Source organism: Actinomadura spongiicola (assembly GCF_003432485.1).
GTDB lineage: Bacteria > Actinomycetota > Actinomycetes > Streptosporangiales > Streptosporangiaceae > Spirillospora > Spirillospora spongiicola.
The window spans coordinates 194687-211055 of the sequence record NZ_QVNQ01000013.1; the positions used below are offsets into that span (position 1 = coordinate 194687).

Genomic DNA, 16369 nt, shown 5'->3' on the forward strand with positions numbered 1-16369 from the left:
GCGTCGTGACCCCGATCATCGTGCGGACGCGGGAGGAACTGGCCGAGGTCCGCTCCGAGGTCAAGGGAACGCTGGCCTTCGTCCCGACCATGGGGGCGCTGCACGAGGGCCATCGCTCCCTGATCCGCCAGGCCCGCCAGGGCGCGGACACGGTGGTGGTCAGCATCTTCGTCAACCCCCTCCAGTTCGGCCCGGACGAGGACCTCGACCGCTACCCCAGGACGCTCCCCGCCGACCTGGAGATGTGCGCCGCCGAGGGTGCCGACATCGTCTTCACGCCACCGCGCTCGGAGATCTATCCGGACGAGCCGCGGGTCACGGTCGACTCGGGCCCGATGGGCGAGATCGTGGAGGGCGCCGCCCGGCCCGGCCACTTCGACGGGATGCTCACCGTCGTGTTGAAGCTGCTCAACCTCGTCCGCCCCGATGTGGCGATCTTCGGTGAGAAGGACGCGCAGCAGCTCGCGATGATCCGCCGGATGGTCGCCGACCTGAACGTCCCCGTCGAGATCGCCGCCGCTCCGACCGTCCGGGAACCGGACGGCCTCGCCCTCTCCAGCCGGAACCGGTACCTCACCGACCGGGAACGCGGGACCGCCCTCGCCCTCTCACGCGCCCTCGCCGCCGGAGCGCACGCGGCGGGCGCGGGTCCCGAGGCGGTTCTGGCCGCGGCGAACGCGGTCCTCGACGAGGCCACCGCCGCCGACCCGCCGCTCCACCTCGACTACCTCGTGCTCGTCGACCCCGCGACCTTCACCCCGATCACCCCGTCCCACGCCGGACGCGCCGTGCTGGCCGTGGCCGGCCGGGTCGGCGCCACCCACCTCATCGACAACGTCCCCCTCCACTTCCCCGAGGAGTCCTGATGTTCCGGACGATGTTCAAGTCGAAGATCCACCGCGCCACCGTGACGCAGGCGGACCTGCACTACGTCGGTTCGCTGACCATCGACCAGGACCTGATGGACGCCGCGGACCTCCTGCCCGGCGAGCAGGTCTCCGTCGTCGACATCGACAACGGCGCCCGCCTGGAGACCTACCTGATCGCGGGCGAGCGCGGCTCGGGCGTCATCGGCGTCAACGGCGCCGCCGCCCGTCTCGTCCAGCCCGGCGACCTCGTCATCATCATCAGCTACGCCCAGCTCACCGACGCCGAGGCCCGCGAGTTCGTACCGCGCGTCGTCCATGTCGACCGCACCAACAAGATCATCGCGGTCGACTCCGACCCCGCCGCCCCCGTCCCCGGCACCGCCACTCTCCGCGGCGACCTGACCCACCCCTAGTGAAACGGGCAAAGCGTCGCGCGCAGGGTTGCCACCCACCGGTGACCCACCCCCCCCACGCACTGGACGTAGGCGTCCATTGCGGCTCCAGGCGGGCGGCTCCATAGGCGATCGGTGACGGCGCCGTCATCGATGGGGGCGTCGCGGGCGGCGGGCGGAGCATCGGCCGCTGGTGGTTCGGGAGTCGACGGATGGCGATCGGCGGGGAGCCGTGGGCGCCGGCCGTTCCACATCCGCGCGGATCGGCGGCGACCGCGGGTGTGGCCGCTGTCCGGGAATGGGCGCGAGGCGCTCGGCCGCACGGCGGCGAAGGTCTTCGGGAGGTGGTCGCGGAGCGGCTCGACCTCCGGGTGTGCGAGGCGTGGACCACCGGGAAACGGCGTGCGCGGACGCCCCGCTCACCGGGCCAGCAGGTCGTCCAGCGCCGCGTCGGATGCGGCGGTGCTGGGGCCGATGCCGGGGGCGGTTGTTCGGGCGGTCCGGGGTTAGGGTCATAATGACGAGAACCGATCCTCCCTGGAGGGCTCATGATCCCTTCCGTGCTCGCCGCCCCCGACCCCGGCTGGACCACCGAGACCGACATCGTCGTCATCGGGTCCGGGATCGCCGGACTCGTCACCGCCCTGCGCTGCCTGCCGCGGGGACGGGTGCTGCTCGTCACCAAGGCCCTCCTGGACGCCGGATCCACCCGCTGGGCGCAGGGCGGGATCGCCGCGGCGCTCGCCCCCGACGACACGCCCGAGGAGCATCTGGCCGACACGCTCACCGCCGGTGTCGGCCTGTGCGACGAGGACGCCGTGCGGACCCTCGTCACCGAGGGACCGGACGCGATCCGCGGCCTCGTCGAACTCGGCACCGCTTTCGATCGTTCCAACGGCGGGGACATCGCGCTCACCCGCGAAGGCGGCCACCGCAGGCGCCGCATCGCGCACGCGGGCGGGGACGCGACCGGTGCGGAGATCAGCCGCGCCCTCCTCGCCGCCCTCAAGGACTCCGGCGTCGAGGTCATCGAGCACGCCCTGGTCCTCGACCTGCTGAAGGACGACGCCGGGCACGCCGCCGGGATCACCCTGCACGTCATGGGCGAGGGACAGCCGGGCGGCGTCGGAGCCGTCCGGGCCCGAGCCGTCGTCCTCGCCGCGGGCGGCCTCGGCCAGGTGTTCTCGGCCACCACGAACCCCGAGGTCTCCACGGGAGACGGCGTCGCGCTCGCGCTGCGCGCCGGAGCCGAGGTCGCCGACCTCGAGTTCGTCCAGTTCCACCCCACGGTGCTGTGGCTCGGCGACGGGGCGCGCGGCCAGCAGCCCCTGATCTCCGAGGCCGTCCGGGGCGAGGGCGCGCACCTCGTCGACCACACCGGCCACAGGTTCATGGTCGGACGCCATGACCTCGCCGAACTCGCCCCCCGCGACGTCGTCGCCAAGGGCATCATGAACCGGATGCGCGAGACCGGCGCGTCCAACATGCTGCTGGACGGCCGGCACCTGGGCGCGGAGATGTGGGAGCACCGCTTCCCGACCATCCTCGCCGCCTGCCGCCACCACGGCATCGACCCCGTGACCGAGCCGATCCCGATCGTCCCCGCCGCCCACTACGCCAGCGGAGGCGTCCGCACGGACCTGCGCGGACGGACGTCCGTTCCCGGCCTCTACGCCTGCGGCGAGGTCGCCTGCACCGGCGTCCACGGCGCCAACCGCCTGGCGTCCAACTCCCTTCTCGAAGGCGTCGTCTTCGCCGAACGCATAGCCGCCACCCTCGAACACGACCTCGCCGAGAACGGATCGAAGAACCGGAGCGGCGTCCTTCCAGTGGAGAAGCCGACCGGCGGCGGTTTCCACGAGCCGATCACCTTGGCCGGGCGCGCGGTGCCTGCTGAGCGCGGTCTCTCCGAGGGCGGTTCGGAGGGCGGAGTGCCGACCGGGCGGGGCTCTCGTGCGGGTGTTGCGTCCGCTGAGCGGGTGGCTGCCCAAGGAGACGGCCTTTCCAGTGAGATGTCGGTCGAGCGTGGCCTCCTTGGCGATGCTGCGGGCGGTGGTGGGTGGTTGCTGGAGCCGGGTGTGCGGGGGGAGATTCAGCGGATCATGACGTCCTACGCGGGGGTGTTGCGTGGGGCGGAGGGGTTGCGGACTGCGGCTCGGGAGTTGGCGGAGATGGGTGGGGGTGAGGTGGAGCCCGGCGTGGAGGCGTGGGAGGTCACCAACGTGCACACCGTCGCGTCGGCGATCGTGGCGGCGGCGTTGCGGCGGGAGGAGACACGGGGGAGCCACTGGCGGGAGGACTTTCCCGAGCGGCGGGACGAGGAGTGGCGGGGCCATCTCGTCACCCGGTTGGTGGGGAACGAGTTGACCACGACCTATGAACCTCTGGAAGGAAAGCGTTCATGACACCGGAATCGTCGCAGCGATTGGCCGCCGCCGGGCTCGATCCACAAGCTGTGGAAAACCTCGTCCGGACGGCGCTGGCCGAGGACGGGGAGGTCGACGTCACCAGCATGCCGATCTTCGCGCCGGAGGACACCGCCGCCGGGGACTTGACCGCTCGTGAGGAGGGAGTGGTCGCCGGTATTCCCGTGGCTTCGGTCGTCTTCGAGGAACTGGACGTGGCCTATGAGGCCCGGGTCGAGGACGGCGACCGGGTTGTTCCGGGGCAGGTGCTGATGTCGGTGAGCGGCCCGACCCGTGCCGTTCTGCGTGCCGAGAGGACGGCGCTGAACCTGCTGACGCACCTGTCCGGGATCGCGACGGCCACCCGGACCTGGATGGACGCGATGTCCGGGACCAAGGCCAAGGTCCGCGACACCCGCAAGACCCTGCCCGGCCTGCGCGCCCTCCAGAAGTACGCCGTGCAGTGCGGCGGCGGCGTCAACCATCGCATGGGCCTGTATGACGCCGCGCTCATCAAGGACAACCACATCGCGGCGGCCGGAAGCGTCACCAAGGCCTACGGGGCCATCCGCGCGGTGTACCCGTCCCTGCACATTCAGGTGGAATGCGACACCCTCGAACAGGTCGAAGAAGCCCTTTCCGTGGGCGCGACGAGCATTCTTCTGGATAACATGACCGACGCCGAAATGACCGAGGCGGTGCGTCTCGTGGCGGGGCGGGCGGAGCTTGAGGCCAGCGGTGGGCTTACCCTGGACCGGGCCCGAGACGTCGCCGTGACCGGGGTGGACTACCTTGCGGTCGGTGCGCTGACGCACTCGGCGCGCGTGTTCGACATCGGCCTTGACTTCACCCGATCAGCGGGGACCTGATGCTGCTCACCATCGACGTCGGTAACACCCAGACCGTCCTCGGCCTGTTCGAGGGCGACGAGGTGATCGAACATTGGAGGATCAACACCGATCCGCGGCGTACCGCCGACGAGATCGCGGTGGTCCTCCAGGGGCTCGTCCAGCAGAGCCCGCTGCTGGCCGACACCGACATCAGCGGTATCGCGCTCTGCTCCACGGTTCCGTCGGTTCTGCACGAGATGCGGGAGATGTGCCGCCGCTACTACGGCGACGTGCCCGCGGTGATCGTGGAGCCCGGTGTGAAGACCGGCGTCCCCGTCCGGATGGACAATCCGAAGGAGGTCGGCGCCGACCGCATCGTGAACGCGCTGGCCGCCGTCCACACGCACGGCGGCCCCGCGATCGTCGTCGACTTCGGCACCGCCACCACGTTCGACGCGGTGTCCGCCAAGGGCGAGTACGTGGGCGGCGCGATCGCGCCCGGCATCGAGACGTCCATCGACGCGCTGTCGACGCGTGGCGCGCAGCTCTACAAGATCGAGCTGGTCAGGCCGCGGAACGTGATCGGGAAGAACACCGTCGAAGCGCTCCAGTCCGGGATCATCTTCGGTTTCGCCGGGCAGGTGGACGGCGTCGTCGAGCGGATGTCGGAGGAGCTCGCCGGCGACCCCGACGAGGTCACGGTCATCGCGACCGGCGGCCTCGCGCCCCTCGTCCTGGAGGAGTCCCGCAGCATCGACGTGTTCGAGCCGTGGCTCACCCTCATCGGCCTGCGCCTGATCTACGAGCGCAACACCGTGTAGGACGGCGCCGGGAGGAACGCGTTCGCGGCGCGTCCGGCGGGCTGGATAGCCTTTGGGGCGTGAGTGACGACACCTTCGACGAACTCCCGGAGCAGATGCGCGTGCGCCGGGAGAAGCTCGACCGGCTCCGTGCGAGCGGGATCGACCCCTACCCGGTGACCTTTCCGCGGACGGCGACGATCGCCGACGTCCGCGCGAAACACCCGGACCTCGAACCGGGCACCGAGACGGGCGAGAAGGTCGGCGTCACCGGCCGCGTCATGCTGGTCCGCAACACCGGCAAGCTGTGCTTCGCGACCATCAAGGACGGCACCGGAGAGATCCAGGTCATGCTGTCGCTCGCCAAGGTCGGGCAGGAGCAGCTGGACGCCTGGAAGCGGGACGTCGACCTGGGCGACCATGTCGGGGTCGAGGGCGAGGTCATCACGTCCCGCCGCGGCGAGCTGTCGGTCATGGCGGACCGGTTCGCGATCACGTCCAAGTGCCTGCGGCCCCTGCCGGAGAAGCACGCCGGGCTGACCGACCCGGAGGCGCGGGTCCGGCAGCGCTACGTCGACCTGATCGTGAACGACGAGGCCCGGAAGATGGCCCGGCTCAGGAGCGACACCGTCCGCGCCGTCCGCGACTTCTGGCACGAGCAGGGATACCTCGAGGTCGAGACGCCGATGTTGCAGCCGATCCACGGCGGCGCGGCGGCCCGGCCGTTCCAGACGCACATCAACGCCTACGACATGGACCTCTACCTGCGCATCGCGATCGAGCTGTACCTGAAGCGGCTCGTCGTGGGCGGCATCGAGAAGGTCTTCGAGATCAACCGGAACTTCCGGAACGAGGGCGCGGACTCCACGCACAACCCGGAGTTCACGATGCTGGAGGCCTACGGCACGTACCTCGACTACAACGACATGGCCGACCTGACGCAGCGGATGTACCAGAAGGCGGTCGTCGCCGCCCTGGGCACGACCGTGGTGGTCCACGACGGCGTCGAGGTCGACCTGGGCGTGGAGAAGTGGCCGCGGGTCACGCTGTACGGGTCGGTGTCGGACGCGCTGGGCGAGCAGATCACCCCGCACACGCCGATCGAGGACGTCCGGAAACTCGCCGACGCCCGCGGAGTGTCGTGGGATCCGAAGTGGGGGCAGGGCAAACTCGTCCAGGAGCTGTTCGAGGAACTGGTCGAGCACACCCTCGTCCAGCCCACGTTCGTCATGGACTATCCGGTCGAGACGTCCCCGCTGACCCGCCAGCACCGGGAGGAGCCGCTCCTCACGGAGAAGTGGGACCTCATCGGGTTCGGAACGGAACTCGGCACCGCCTACTCCGAACTCGTCGACCCGATCGAGCAGCGCCGCCGCCTCACCGAACAGTCGCTGCTCGCGGCGGGCGGCGACCCCGAGGCCATGCAGCTGGACGAGGACTTCCTGCGCGCCCTGGAGTACGCGATGCCGCCCACGGGCGGCATGGGCGCCGGGATCGACCGGATGATCATGGCGTTCACCGGTAAGGGCATCCGCGAGACGATCCTGTTCCCGCTGGTCAAGCCCGAGCGCTGAACGCCCGGGTCAGGCGCTCTCGCGGATCACGAGGTCGGGCCGCAGGACCACCTGCCGGTGCAGGTGGGACTTGCCCTCGCCGACCTCCGCCAGCGCCAGCTCGGCGGCCTCCCAGCCCAGCTCGCGGCGGGGCTGCCGGATCGTGGTGAGCGGCACGGCGGCGCTCGCGGCGAGTTCGATGTCGTCGTAGCCGATCACGGCGATGTCCTCGGGGACGCGGGCGCCCAGCCGGATCAGCTCGTTGATCAGGCCGATGGCGAGCAGGTCGTTGGCGCAGAAAACGCCGCTGGGCCGCGGTGACATCGCCAGGATCTCGTGGGCCGCGGCCTGGCCCGCGGTGGGGCTCAGCGCGTCCTGAACGAGCGTGGTGGGCTTGGCGAAGCCCGCCTCGACCAGAGTGCGGGCGGCGCCGTCGCGGCGCTCGACGCACGGCTGAGGCTCCGGAGCGCCGGTGACGAACGCGATCCGCTCCCGGCCGATGCCGAGCAGGTGCGCGGCGGCGATCTCGCCTCCGGCGACATGGTCGACCCGGGCGGTGCACACGTCGGAGACGTCCCGGTCGATCAGCACCACGCTCATGCCCGCGGCGCGAAGTCGAGAAATATCCTGATAGCCGAAATCGACCGGAATGATAAGGATTCCGGCGGCGTTCTGCTCTTCCAGCAGTTCCACCGAACGCCGTTCTTTGGCGGTGGAGTGGTCACTTGAGAGCCAGAGCGCGTCATGGCCCGCTTCGTTCAGCGCCGCCTCGGCGCCGCTGACGACGGCGGTCGCGTACGGGTTGGTGAGGTCCTCGACGACGACGCCGAACGCGCGGCGCGGCTCGTCGCCGAACTCGCCGGCGGTGCGTTCGGGACGTCGCCGGAGCCGTCGGGCGGACTCGTTTCTGACGAATCCGAGTTCCTCGATAGCTGCACGAACGCGATTACGGGTAGCTTCGGCCACGAGGTCTGGCCGGTTTAGGACATTCGAAACGGTCCCAACTGAGACTCCAGCACGCCTCGCGACCTCACGAATACTGGTCTGTGGCAACTCGCTCCTCGTCCCGTCCCGGGACTGTTTCCCCAGGTAGTGGCGTTTTGCAGGGTGCAATAGCGGATATGCGGTCACGTACCGCTACCATCCGTGCACGCAGTGCACTGAACCAGCGCTTGACGGGCCGGATCCGGCCGCCTAGCGTTCCGAGCCGAAGCGTAGCTTGAAACGATTCACGATCTTCGACCACGGCGAGATCTGGCGAGTCCAACGAGAAGGGCGGGGGCGGATGGCTGGCGATCTCATCCCGACTCCCTCGGCTGGCCAACGAGTGAATCGTCACCCGGAGTTCCCCCCTACACCCCCGCAATCGGCCCAACGGCCACCTCCGGCCAAGCGCGCGAGACCCAGAAAACCCCCGATGATCTAAGTCCGGAGGACCTCCGGACCCGGCAACCCAACGCGCGTACAGATCGAGGCCAACCCGTGCCTGTGCAGCGGACGGCTGCATCCCCGCGGTCATCACCACGGACGAGGGAGGACGGAGTGGAACAGGCCACACTCGCACGTCGTGGCACCGACGATTTCGGGCTGAGCGAGGAGGAGATCCGCCTGCTCGCTCAGATCGCCAGCGGTGTCACCGCCGATGTGGCGGCACGAAAGCTGGAACTGAGCGCCCGGACCTTGCGGCGCCGATTGCGGACCATCTGCGACCGGCTGGAGGTCAACACCCCTATCGAGGCCGTGGTGTGGGCGGCCCGAAGGCAGCTCATCTAGCAGCACGACCCACGACGCTCGTCCGGGGAGGACGGCGGGCGTCACCAGAATCCAGGCGGCGAGATCTTCTGAACGTCCGTCCGACCCCGCGGCGGCGGCGCCTACAGCCCGGCAGGTAGGTCCCTGCTGAAGGCGCCGCCGCGGACGGTGTTCAGAAGACGCCCCGGATTCCTTCGAGCATGCCCTGGAGGGCTCGTCGGCGTCCGTTCGGCGCTCCCGTCTCCTGTGAGCGCCCCCGCGCGAGTCCGGCGGGCTCGACGGCGGCCGAGACCGGAAACGTTCCGTCGCGCGTACGAGCACGACACCGTCCGTCGACTTCCATCGGACGACGCGACCCGGTCGATCATGGTGGTCAGGCGACTCGGACGCCTCCGGCGAAGGGACGTCCGCCCATGGGAGCGATCTTCACGACGTCGCCGGTGCGGGGCGCGTGCAGCATCTTGCCGTCACCGACGTAGATGCCCATGTGGTGCAGGTCGGAGTAGAAGAACACGAGGTCGCCCGGCTGGAGTTCGCTGCGCGACACGCGGGTGCCCGCGTTCCACTGGCTGCCGGTGTAGTGCGGCAGGTTGATGCCGACCTGCTTGTACGCCCACATCGTCAGACCCGAGCAGTCAAAGGAGCTCGGGCCCTCGGCGCCCCACACATACGGGGAGCCGATCTTGGTCATCGCGAGGCGGAGCGCCTGCGCGGCCTTGCCGGTGCCGATGACGGGAAGCTTGGCGAGCTGGGTGGGGTCCCGCTTGACGAGCTGGCCGCGCACCTTCTCGTAGGCGTCGGTGACCTTCTTGCGCTGCGCGTCGAGCTGCGTCCGCAGCTCGGTGACCTGCTGGGCGCGGGCCTCGGCGGACTTGCGGGCGCGCTGCGCGGCCTGCATGGCCTGCATCAGTTCGAGGACCTTGCTGCTGTCGCGCGTGGCGAAGTACCGGAGCGTGGAGGCCTGGTCGAGGACGGCCTGCGGGTCCTGTGAGGCGACGAACGAGACCGTCGGGTCGGAGCCGCCCTGCATGTAACTGGTGGCGGCCAGGGAGCCGACCTTCGCGCGCAGGGCTTCGAGGGTCTTCTCCTGCCGCTCGGCGTTGTCGGCGGCGACCTTGGCGGCGCGCTGCGACTGCGCGAGCTTGACCTTCAGGCCGTTGTACTGCTCGGTGAGCTGTTCCAGCTGGTCCGCGAGCTTGAGCGCCTTGGACCTGAGTTCCGTCGTGGACGGCTCGGGGTCGGCGTGGGCCACGGTGATCGTCTGCGGCGCGATCGAGAGGGCGAGCAGCGCGCCCGCCACGGTGATCGCCCGGCCACCGAACCGCGCCGTTCGGCCTCGTCCGGTTCGGGACGGCGAGAGCCGGGGGCTCGTCCGAGCGGATCGCGTACGAGCAGAACGCGAAAAGGAACCAGGACGCGACGGTTCCACGAATTCTCCTCTCCTCGTCCGCCTACCGGGTTAGCTGACGGGTTCGGGCTGGAGCAGCCCGTCCGCGGGGCGCACGCGGATCGATCTCCACGCGGGCTGCGGATTCACCCCTCACGGTGTCAGCCCGGGAAGATCCCCGAACGCTCCGGAAGTGGGTCCCCGGCTCCTCGGGGCGCTGGTTGCGGCCCGGGGACTCGGCGGTTCGGCCTCCGTCCTGCGGTCGGCCGTATGTCAGCGAAGGACACTAACGGAACCGGCCTCGAATGCCAACCAAATCCCGGAAACTCGCTGGTGGTGGCGCCTGTCGGTCGAGATCACAGGTAGCGGCAAGGTGTCCGAAAGTGTGGTCTCCGTCACTGATCGAGGCCCCTGGTGTGCCTCGACGCATCCGTCTGGTCACTCACGGTCGCCCGTGTCGCGTGCGGGGGCCACCGACGGTCGGCGAACGCGCGGCGTTCGATAATCTCGCCTGTTTGTGGAGGTCGTGATCCGGCGAGCCCGTACCGCCGACGTTTCCCAGATCCGCACGTTGGTCGATCTGTACGCGGGATCGGGACGGCGGCTGCTGAAGAAGTCCACGGTGAAGCTGTACGAGGACGTCCAGGAGTTCTGGGTCGCCGAGGACGTCCAGCACGGCACGCCGGGACGAATCGTGGGGTGCGGGGCTTTGCACGTGATGTGGGAGGACCTCGCTGAGGTCCGCTCGGTCGCCGTGGACAAGGAGTACGGCGGTCGCGGCATCGGGCACCGCATCGTCTCCCGACTGCTGGAGAACGCGCGGGAACTCGGCGTGCGGAGGGTTTTCTGTCTTACCTTCGAAGTGGAGTTCTTCGCGCGCCATGGCTTCCAGCAGATCCTGGGGACTCCGGTGTCGCCTGAGGTGTACGAGGAACTCCTCCGTTCCTACGACGAGGGCGTTGCGGAGTTCTTGAACCTCGATCGGGTCAAGCCCAATACGTTGGGGAACACCCGGATGTTGCTTCGCCTGGAGGACTGACCCAATGAGCGATTACCCCGACCGCGGGCGGCCATACCAGCCGCAGCAGGGGCAGGGGTCGTACGGCCCGCCACCCCCCTACAGAGGTCCCCAGTGGCAGCAGCCCCAGCAGCAACCGCCACCCCCGCAGCAGCCGCAGCAACAGTGGCAGGACCAGTGGGGGCAACAGCAGCCCGGCTACCACGAGCCGTACGACGCCTCCCACGACCAGTCCTATGACCACTACGGCGACTCCCACGGTGGTGACCAGCCACTGGCACCGATCCATCGCCGTGCGGGCGCGCGGCTCATCGACAACGCGCTCGTGGCGGTCTTCGGGTTCGCGCTCGTCCTGCCGATCACGATCGGCGCCTTCGGGTTGGGCAAGCCGGGGAGCGAGACCGAGGACGAGGGCGGTGTGTGGAACTGGCCCATCATCTTCACGCTCTTCTGTGTTCTGTCGGTGCTGCCGTTCCTTTATGAGGCCGTCCAGTTGTCCATGTCCGGCCGGACGCTCGGCAAGCGCGTCATGGGTCTCGGCATCGTCCAGGCCCCCGCCGGAGGGCCTCTGACCACCACGCAGGCCATCTGGCGCGCTGGAATCGTCCACGTGGCCTACCAGCTCGGTGTCTTCTTCTTCCTCGTCATCGCGGTGATGGTGTGGGACTACGCCGCTTACGGGATGGTGTTGGTCTGGGCGGGCGCGCTGATGGCCTACCTGTGGGCGATCTGGGACCAGCCCCTGCATCAGGCGCTGCACGACCGCTTCGCCGGAACACTCGTTGTCGACGAGCGGATCGGATACGACGAGTACCACGACGAGTACACGGAATAGACCCGTGACGGAGGCACCGCTCGCCGAGCCGGGGCAGCGCCTCCTGGCTCGCATCGTCGACACGCTCGTCGTCGGTGTGCCCGTCATCATCGTCGTCCGCGAGCTTGTCGCCGGGCCCTCGGTGGACGTCGTCGCTCCGCCCGCCTTGGCCGGCTGCATGTTCCTCTACGAGGCCGTCCAGCTCGCCATCTGGGGCCGGACGCTCGGCAAGCGTTTCGCAGGTATAGAGGTCGTCGCCGTCCCCGATGTGACTTCTGTGCCCGATGCGACGGAGAAACAGGGACGGAACGGCGACACGAGCGGGACGGCGCCTCCCTCAGGCGTGCCAGGGGACGAGACGGACGCAGAGGCGACCACGGCGCCTCCCGAGCCCGTGACACCGGTTATGGAAACCGGTGGGTTGAGTGGCGTCACGGGCGCCGAGATGACGGCTGAGGCGACCACAGAGGCGGCCGTTCGGCCAGAGGACACCCGGAACTCCGAAACGGATTCGGTGCGAGATCGGCACCGCTTGGGCGTTGTCCGCGCGGTTGTCCGAGCCGCGATCTATTCACTGCCGATCGCGGCTCGGCCGATTCCCGTCGCGGGGGTACTCGCGAGCATCTTCTGGGTGGCGAACGCGGCGGCGCTGTACGAGGGGACGCTTCGTCAGGCCGGCCACGACAGGATCACCGGGACGGCGGTCGTAAAACGCTCGCCCTCCGATTCATCGGCGTTCTGAGATCGTCTCTCGTACGCCTTCGCCCGGACGAGGCGGCGGCTGATCCAACTCCGTCGGCCGGTGATCTCCGGCGGATGCGGAGTGGGCTCGCCCGCCCCTCCCGGCTTTCCCCGGAGATGCCCGCCCTGTTTCGGACGCACCGCGCGGCGGCGGCGAATGCCAGCTCGTTCAGGTTACGGCCCTGAATCGACGCGGGATGTGCGCCGTCCCGGACGCTTCCTCCGCTTTGAGAAGCCGCTTCCGAAGCCGTTGCCTTCGGCCCGGTGCTCCCGCCACATAGCGCACTGGACTTACTTCGGATGAGGCGCCGCCTCCCTTGGAACGGACCTTTCCTCCGCCGGGTACGGCGGGTGTTGACCGCACCTGTAGGCGCCCGGTGGCCAGTCTTGGACGCGGCTTGAAGAAGTGGAGCGAAGGTGGGATTGTGGCGCAAACTCCTGATTCGGAGAGGGGCGAGTGCCGACCGCTTCTACGTAAGGACCGCGGATGGTGACTTCCCGTCACGGGGTGATGGCAACAGTTTTCGGTACCGGCCGCACGCCCGTTATCCGTCCACACCGCGCGACGCGGACGCTGATCAGCGGTCGTGGCGGAGGTCGACCGGGACCCGGTTCATTACCGTCCAGGTGCGGTTAGTGCCGTTACGTCAGGGTTAATCGATGGAGGCGGTGCCGCTGTGCCCGGCCTGTTAAGGTCGTGGCCCCGGGCCTTTTGCCCCCGGACGCCGTCCGCCCGAAAGCCGGAGCGAGCGTCCACAAACCCCCGGTCAATGCGCGAGCGCCGACCCAGGTCAGCGCGGCGCGTCGTGACATCGGTCACGCCCGAAAACACCGCGACCGCCCCGGCGGACGAGAAATTGACGGGCCGCCGCCGCATGCCCGCACGCGCCACCGGGCGAGCGGGAAACAACGACGCGATTACGCGCGGTCACCGCCACGAAGGTGACTTGGTCAGGAGTGCGGGTTCAAGTCCGGCGGTTGAATTGTCATCGGCGCGCATCTCGGTATATGTTTGTCAACCGAATGCAGTTTGCTCAAGCCGAAAGGGTCTGTCCCCATGGCACAGAAGGTTCAGGTGCTTCTCGTCGACGACCTCGACGGTGGCGAGGCGGACGAGACCGTAGCGTTCTCGATCGACGGCGCCTCCTACGAGATCGACCTGAGTGGCGCCAACGCTACGAAGTTGCGGGATTCTCTTAAGCCGTTCGTGGACAAGTCGCGCAAGGCGGGCACGGGCACACGCCGTCGCCGGCAACGCGGCGCGTCCAGCCGCGAGCGCAGCGCCGAGATCCGCGCCTGGGCCAAGAACAATGGCATCAAGGTCAATGAGCGCGGCAGGATCCCGGCCCATGTGATCGAACAGTACGAGGCGGCCAACTGACCCCTCGGCGACCGGCGGCCCGTCTCCCTTCGTGAGACGGGCCGTTCGTGTGCGGTGCCGTTCGTTGTTCAGTTCACTTCATACGTCTGTTCGGTCGACGAGTTCGCGGTGCGGTTGCGTTCCCCTGGCGACGTTCACACGGCACCCGTTCCTTGCGCCGCCGTTCCCTAGACCTCTCCTAGCCCCTTGCTCGACGCGTCTTGCCGTCCGACGTTCCTCTGTGGCTCATTGGGTGCGCTCGTTTCGCTGACAACACGTTCCCTTAGCCGCCACCGCCGTTCGCTGACAAGCCTTCCGGCCGCTGGCTCGGACGGCCTCTTGACCGCTCCGGTGGCGCGTTTTTCGCCGCCGAGCCGTTCGCATGCCGCACGCCCGCACCGCGCGTTCCTCCGCCCCCGGCGAACTCGTCCGGTCCTCTCAGGCGTGGCGCATCGTCAATTCCCCTCACAGCACTGTTCGCGGCCCCGGTTTCCGGGGCTCGCCTCCGCCCCGGACGCTCGCGGGCCGGGTCGTGTCGTGTGTCCGGTCGCACCTCTGCCTCCAGTTCCTGAAGACTGTTCGTTCGGGAGCGCCCCTTGGATGCGTTCGCTTATGGCGAAGCGGCCGGACGGTTCACCCCCGCGCCCGAGAGGTACCAAGGCCGCGCGCATGCGACTTCACCCCCATTCGGCGCTTTGGGCCCCACGCCTTGATCCACCTGCGGAAAGGCCCCGTTCGCTTGGGGCGTAGCGGGAACATGACGCACCGATGCGGTAGTTGGATGAGACTGAACAGCGCTTAGCTGGGGAACGTCTCCTGGTGGGAGTGCACCGGGTGGCCTCCTCGGGGCGGGCTAGCATGCGGAAGGACAGGTCCGGACGTTCCGGACACTGGCCAACCGCTCTGTGAGGAGCGACGAGATGTTCGAGAGGTTCACCGACCGCGCGCGGCGTGTTGTCGTCCTGGCCCAGGAGGAGGCCAGGATGCTCAACCACAACTACATCGGCACCGAGCACATCCTCCTGGGCCTGATCCATGAGGGTGAGGGTGTGGCCGCCAAGGCTTTGGAGAGCCTGGGGATCAGTCTTGAGGCGGTGCGCCAGCAGGTCGAGGAGATCATCGGTCAGGGGCAGCAGGCGCCGTCGGGGCACATTCCGTTCACTCCGCGCGCCAAGAAGGTTCTTGAGCTGTCGTTGCGTGAGGCGTTGCAGCTCGGTCACAACTACATCGGGACCGAGCACATTCTGCTGGGTCTGATCCGTGAGGGTGAGGGTGTCGCGGCGCAGGTGCTGGTGAAGCTGGGCGCCGATCTGAACCGGGTGCGTCAGCAGGTCATCCAGTTGCTGCACGGCTACCAGGGCAAGGAACCCGCCGCCTCCGGCGGTCCCTCCGAGTCGGCGCCGTCCACCTCCCTCGTCCTCGACCAGTTCGGCCGCAACCTGACCCAGGCCGCCCGGGAGGGCAAGCTCGACCCGGTGATCGGTCGTGGCAAGGAGATCGAGCGGGTCATGCAGGTCCTGTCGCGCCGGACCAAGAACAACCCGGTGTTGATCGGTGAGCCCGGCGTGGGCAAGACCGCCGTGGTGGAGGGCCTGGCCCAGAAGATCGTCAAGGGCGAGGTGCCCGAGACCCTCAAGGACAAGCAGCTCTACACGCTCGACCTGGGTGCGCTGGTCGCCGGTTCCCGCTACCGCGGCGACTTCGAAGAGCGCCTGAAGAAGGTCCTCAAGGAGATCCGCACCCGCGGCGACATCATCCTCTTCATCGACGAGCTGCACACGCTCGTCGGCGCGGGCGCCGCCGAGGGCGCGATCGACGCCGCGTCCATCCTGAAGCCGATGCTCGCCCGCGGCGAACTCCAGACCATCGGCGCGACGACGCTGGACGAGTACCGCAAGTATCTGGAGAAGGACGCCGCGCTTGAGCGGCGGTTCCAGCCGATCCAGGTGGCCGAGCCGTCGCTGTCGCACACCATCGAGATCCTCAAGGGTCTGCGGGATCGGTACGAGGCGCATCACCGGGTGTCGATCACCGACAGCGCGTTGGTCGCGGCGGCGCAGTTGGCCGACCGGTACATCTCCGACCGGTTCCTGCCCGACAAGGCCATCGACCTGATTGACGAGGCCGGCTCCCGGATGCGGATCCGGCGGATGACCGCGCCGCCGGACCTGCGCGAGTACGACGAGAAGATCGCTGACGTCCGGCGGGAGAAGGAATCGGCGATCGACGCCCAGGACTTCGAGAAGGCCGCCGCGCTGCGCGACTCGGAGAAGAAGCTGCTAGGCCAGAAGGCGCAGCGGGAGAAGGAGTGGAAGGCCGGTGACATGGACGTGGTCGCCGAGGTCACCGACGAGCTGATCGCCGAGGTGCTGGCCACCGCGACCGGGATCCCGGTGTTCAAGCTGACCGAGGAGGAGTCGACCCGGCTGCTGCGGATGGAGGACGAAC

Annotated in this window: 14 protein-coding genes and 1 riboswitch; of the genes, 12 read left to right on the forward strand and 2 right to left on the reverse strand. The window is 68.8% G+C overall.

Going from position 1 to position 16369, the window contains the following annotated elements; all coding sequences use genetic code 11:
* Window positions 1-5: 5 nt before the first annotated feature.
* From panC to lysX, 6 genes are all read left to right on the forward strand, one after another.
* On the forward strand, window positions 6-866 hold the full coding sequence (panC, locus tag D0T12_RS32005) for a pantoate--beta-alanine ligase (RefSeq protein WP_117404441.1): 861 nt from the start codon (window positions 6-8) through the stop codon (window positions 864-866).
* On the forward strand, window positions 866-1282 hold the full coding sequence (panD, locus tag D0T12_RS32010; RefSeq protein ID WP_117404443.1) for an aspartate 1-decarboxylase: 417 nt from the start codon (window positions 866-868) through the stop codon (window positions 1280-1282). Before panC ends, panD begins: the two co-directional genes overlap by 1 nt.
* A gap of 527 nt (window positions 1283-1809) precedes the next feature.
* Window positions 1810-3666 carry an L-aspartate oxidase gene (locus D0T12_RS32015; protein WP_117404444.1) on the forward strand — a complete coding sequence of 619 codons (1857 nt, stop codon included), beginning with the start codon at window positions 1810-1812 and terminating at the stop codon, window positions 3664-3666.
* Entirely contained in the window at window positions 3663-4535 is an 873-nt protein-coding gene (gene nadC, locus D0T12_RS32020) for a carboxylating nicotinate-nucleotide diphosphorylase (RefSeq protein WP_117404445.1), read from the forward strand. Before D0T12_RS32015 ends, nadC begins: the two co-directional genes overlap by 4 nt.
* The gene (locus D0T12_RS32025) at window positions 4535-5317 is read left to right on the forward strand and encodes a type III pantothenate kinase (RefSeq protein ID WP_117404446.1); all 783 of its coding nucleotides are present in this window, start codon (window positions 4535-4537) and stop codon (window positions 5315-5317) included. The genes nadC and D0T12_RS32025 overlap by 1 nt, the downstream gene beginning before the upstream one ends.
* A gap of 59 nt (window positions 5318-5376) precedes the next feature.
* Window positions 5377-6870, forward strand: coding sequence for a bifunctional lysylphosphatidylglycerol synthetase/lysine--tRNA ligase LysX (gene lysX, locus D0T12_RS32030; protein WP_117404447.1), 1494 nt, complete (start codon window positions 5377-5379; stop codon window positions 6868-6870).
* A 9-nt stretch (window positions 6871-6879) separates the two neighbouring features.
* Here the strand turns inward: lysX and D0T12_RS32035 are convergent, their stop codons facing one another.
* Window positions 6880-7902 carry a LacI family DNA-binding transcriptional regulator gene (locus D0T12_RS32035; protein WP_199487822.1) on the reverse strand — a complete coding sequence of 341 codons (1023 nt, stop codon included), beginning with the start codon at window positions 7900-7902 and terminating at the stop codon, window positions 6880-6882.
* Window positions 7903-8391: 489 nt separating this feature from the next.
* On the opposite strand from D0T12_RS32035, the gene D0T12_RS32040 reads away from it, so the two are divergent.
* Window positions 8392-8622, forward strand: a complete 231-nt coding sequence (locus D0T12_RS32040) for a transcriptional regulator (RefSeq protein ID WP_067902439.1) — start codon at window positions 8392-8394, stop codon at window positions 8620-8622.
* A gap of 352 nt (window positions 8623-8974) precedes the next feature.
* Here D0T12_RS32040 and D0T12_RS32045 read toward each other — a convergent pair whose 3' ends face one another.
* Window positions 8975-9901, reverse strand: a complete 927-nt coding sequence (locus D0T12_RS32045; RefSeq protein ID WP_233526415.1) for an NlpC/P60 family protein — start codon at window positions 9899-9901, stop codon at window positions 8975-8977.
* Between the two features lie 132 nt (window positions 9902-10033).
* Window positions 10034-10240: riboswitch (cyclic di-AMP (ydaO/yuaA leader) on the reverse strand.
* Between the two features lie 265 nt (window positions 10241-10505).
* Here D0T12_RS32045 and D0T12_RS32050 point away from each other — a divergent pair.
* The 5 genes from D0T12_RS32050 to D0T12_RS32070 form a co-directional block, all read left to right on the forward strand.
* Window positions 10506-11027 (forward strand): amino-acid N-acetyltransferase, encoded by a 522-nt coding sequence (locus D0T12_RS32050; RefSeq protein WP_407642137.1) that lies wholly within the window; start codon window positions 10506-10508, stop codon window positions 11025-11027.
* A gap of 4 nt (window positions 11028-11031) precedes the next feature.
* Window positions 11032-11841 (forward strand): RDD family protein, encoded by an 810-nt coding sequence (locus D0T12_RS32055; protein ID WP_117404449.1) that lies wholly within the window; start codon window positions 11032-11034, stop codon window positions 11839-11841.
* 4 nt (window positions 11842-11845) lie between these two features.
* Window positions 11846-12562 (forward strand): RDD family protein, encoded by a 717-nt coding sequence (locus D0T12_RS36860; protein ID WP_233526416.1) that lies wholly within the window; start codon window positions 11846-11848, stop codon window positions 12560-12562.
* Window positions 12563-13618: 1056 nt separating this feature from the next.
* Window positions 13619-13942, forward strand: a complete 324-nt coding sequence (locus D0T12_RS32065) for a histone-like nucleoid-structuring protein Lsr2 (protein WP_117404450.1) — start codon at window positions 13619-13621, stop codon at window positions 13940-13942.
* Window positions 13943-14841: 899 nt separating this feature from the next.
* A partial coding sequence (locus D0T12_RS32070) for a Clp protease N-terminal domain-containing protein (RefSeq protein WP_117404452.1) occupies window positions 14842-16369 on the forward strand: 1528 nt, incomplete at its 3' end.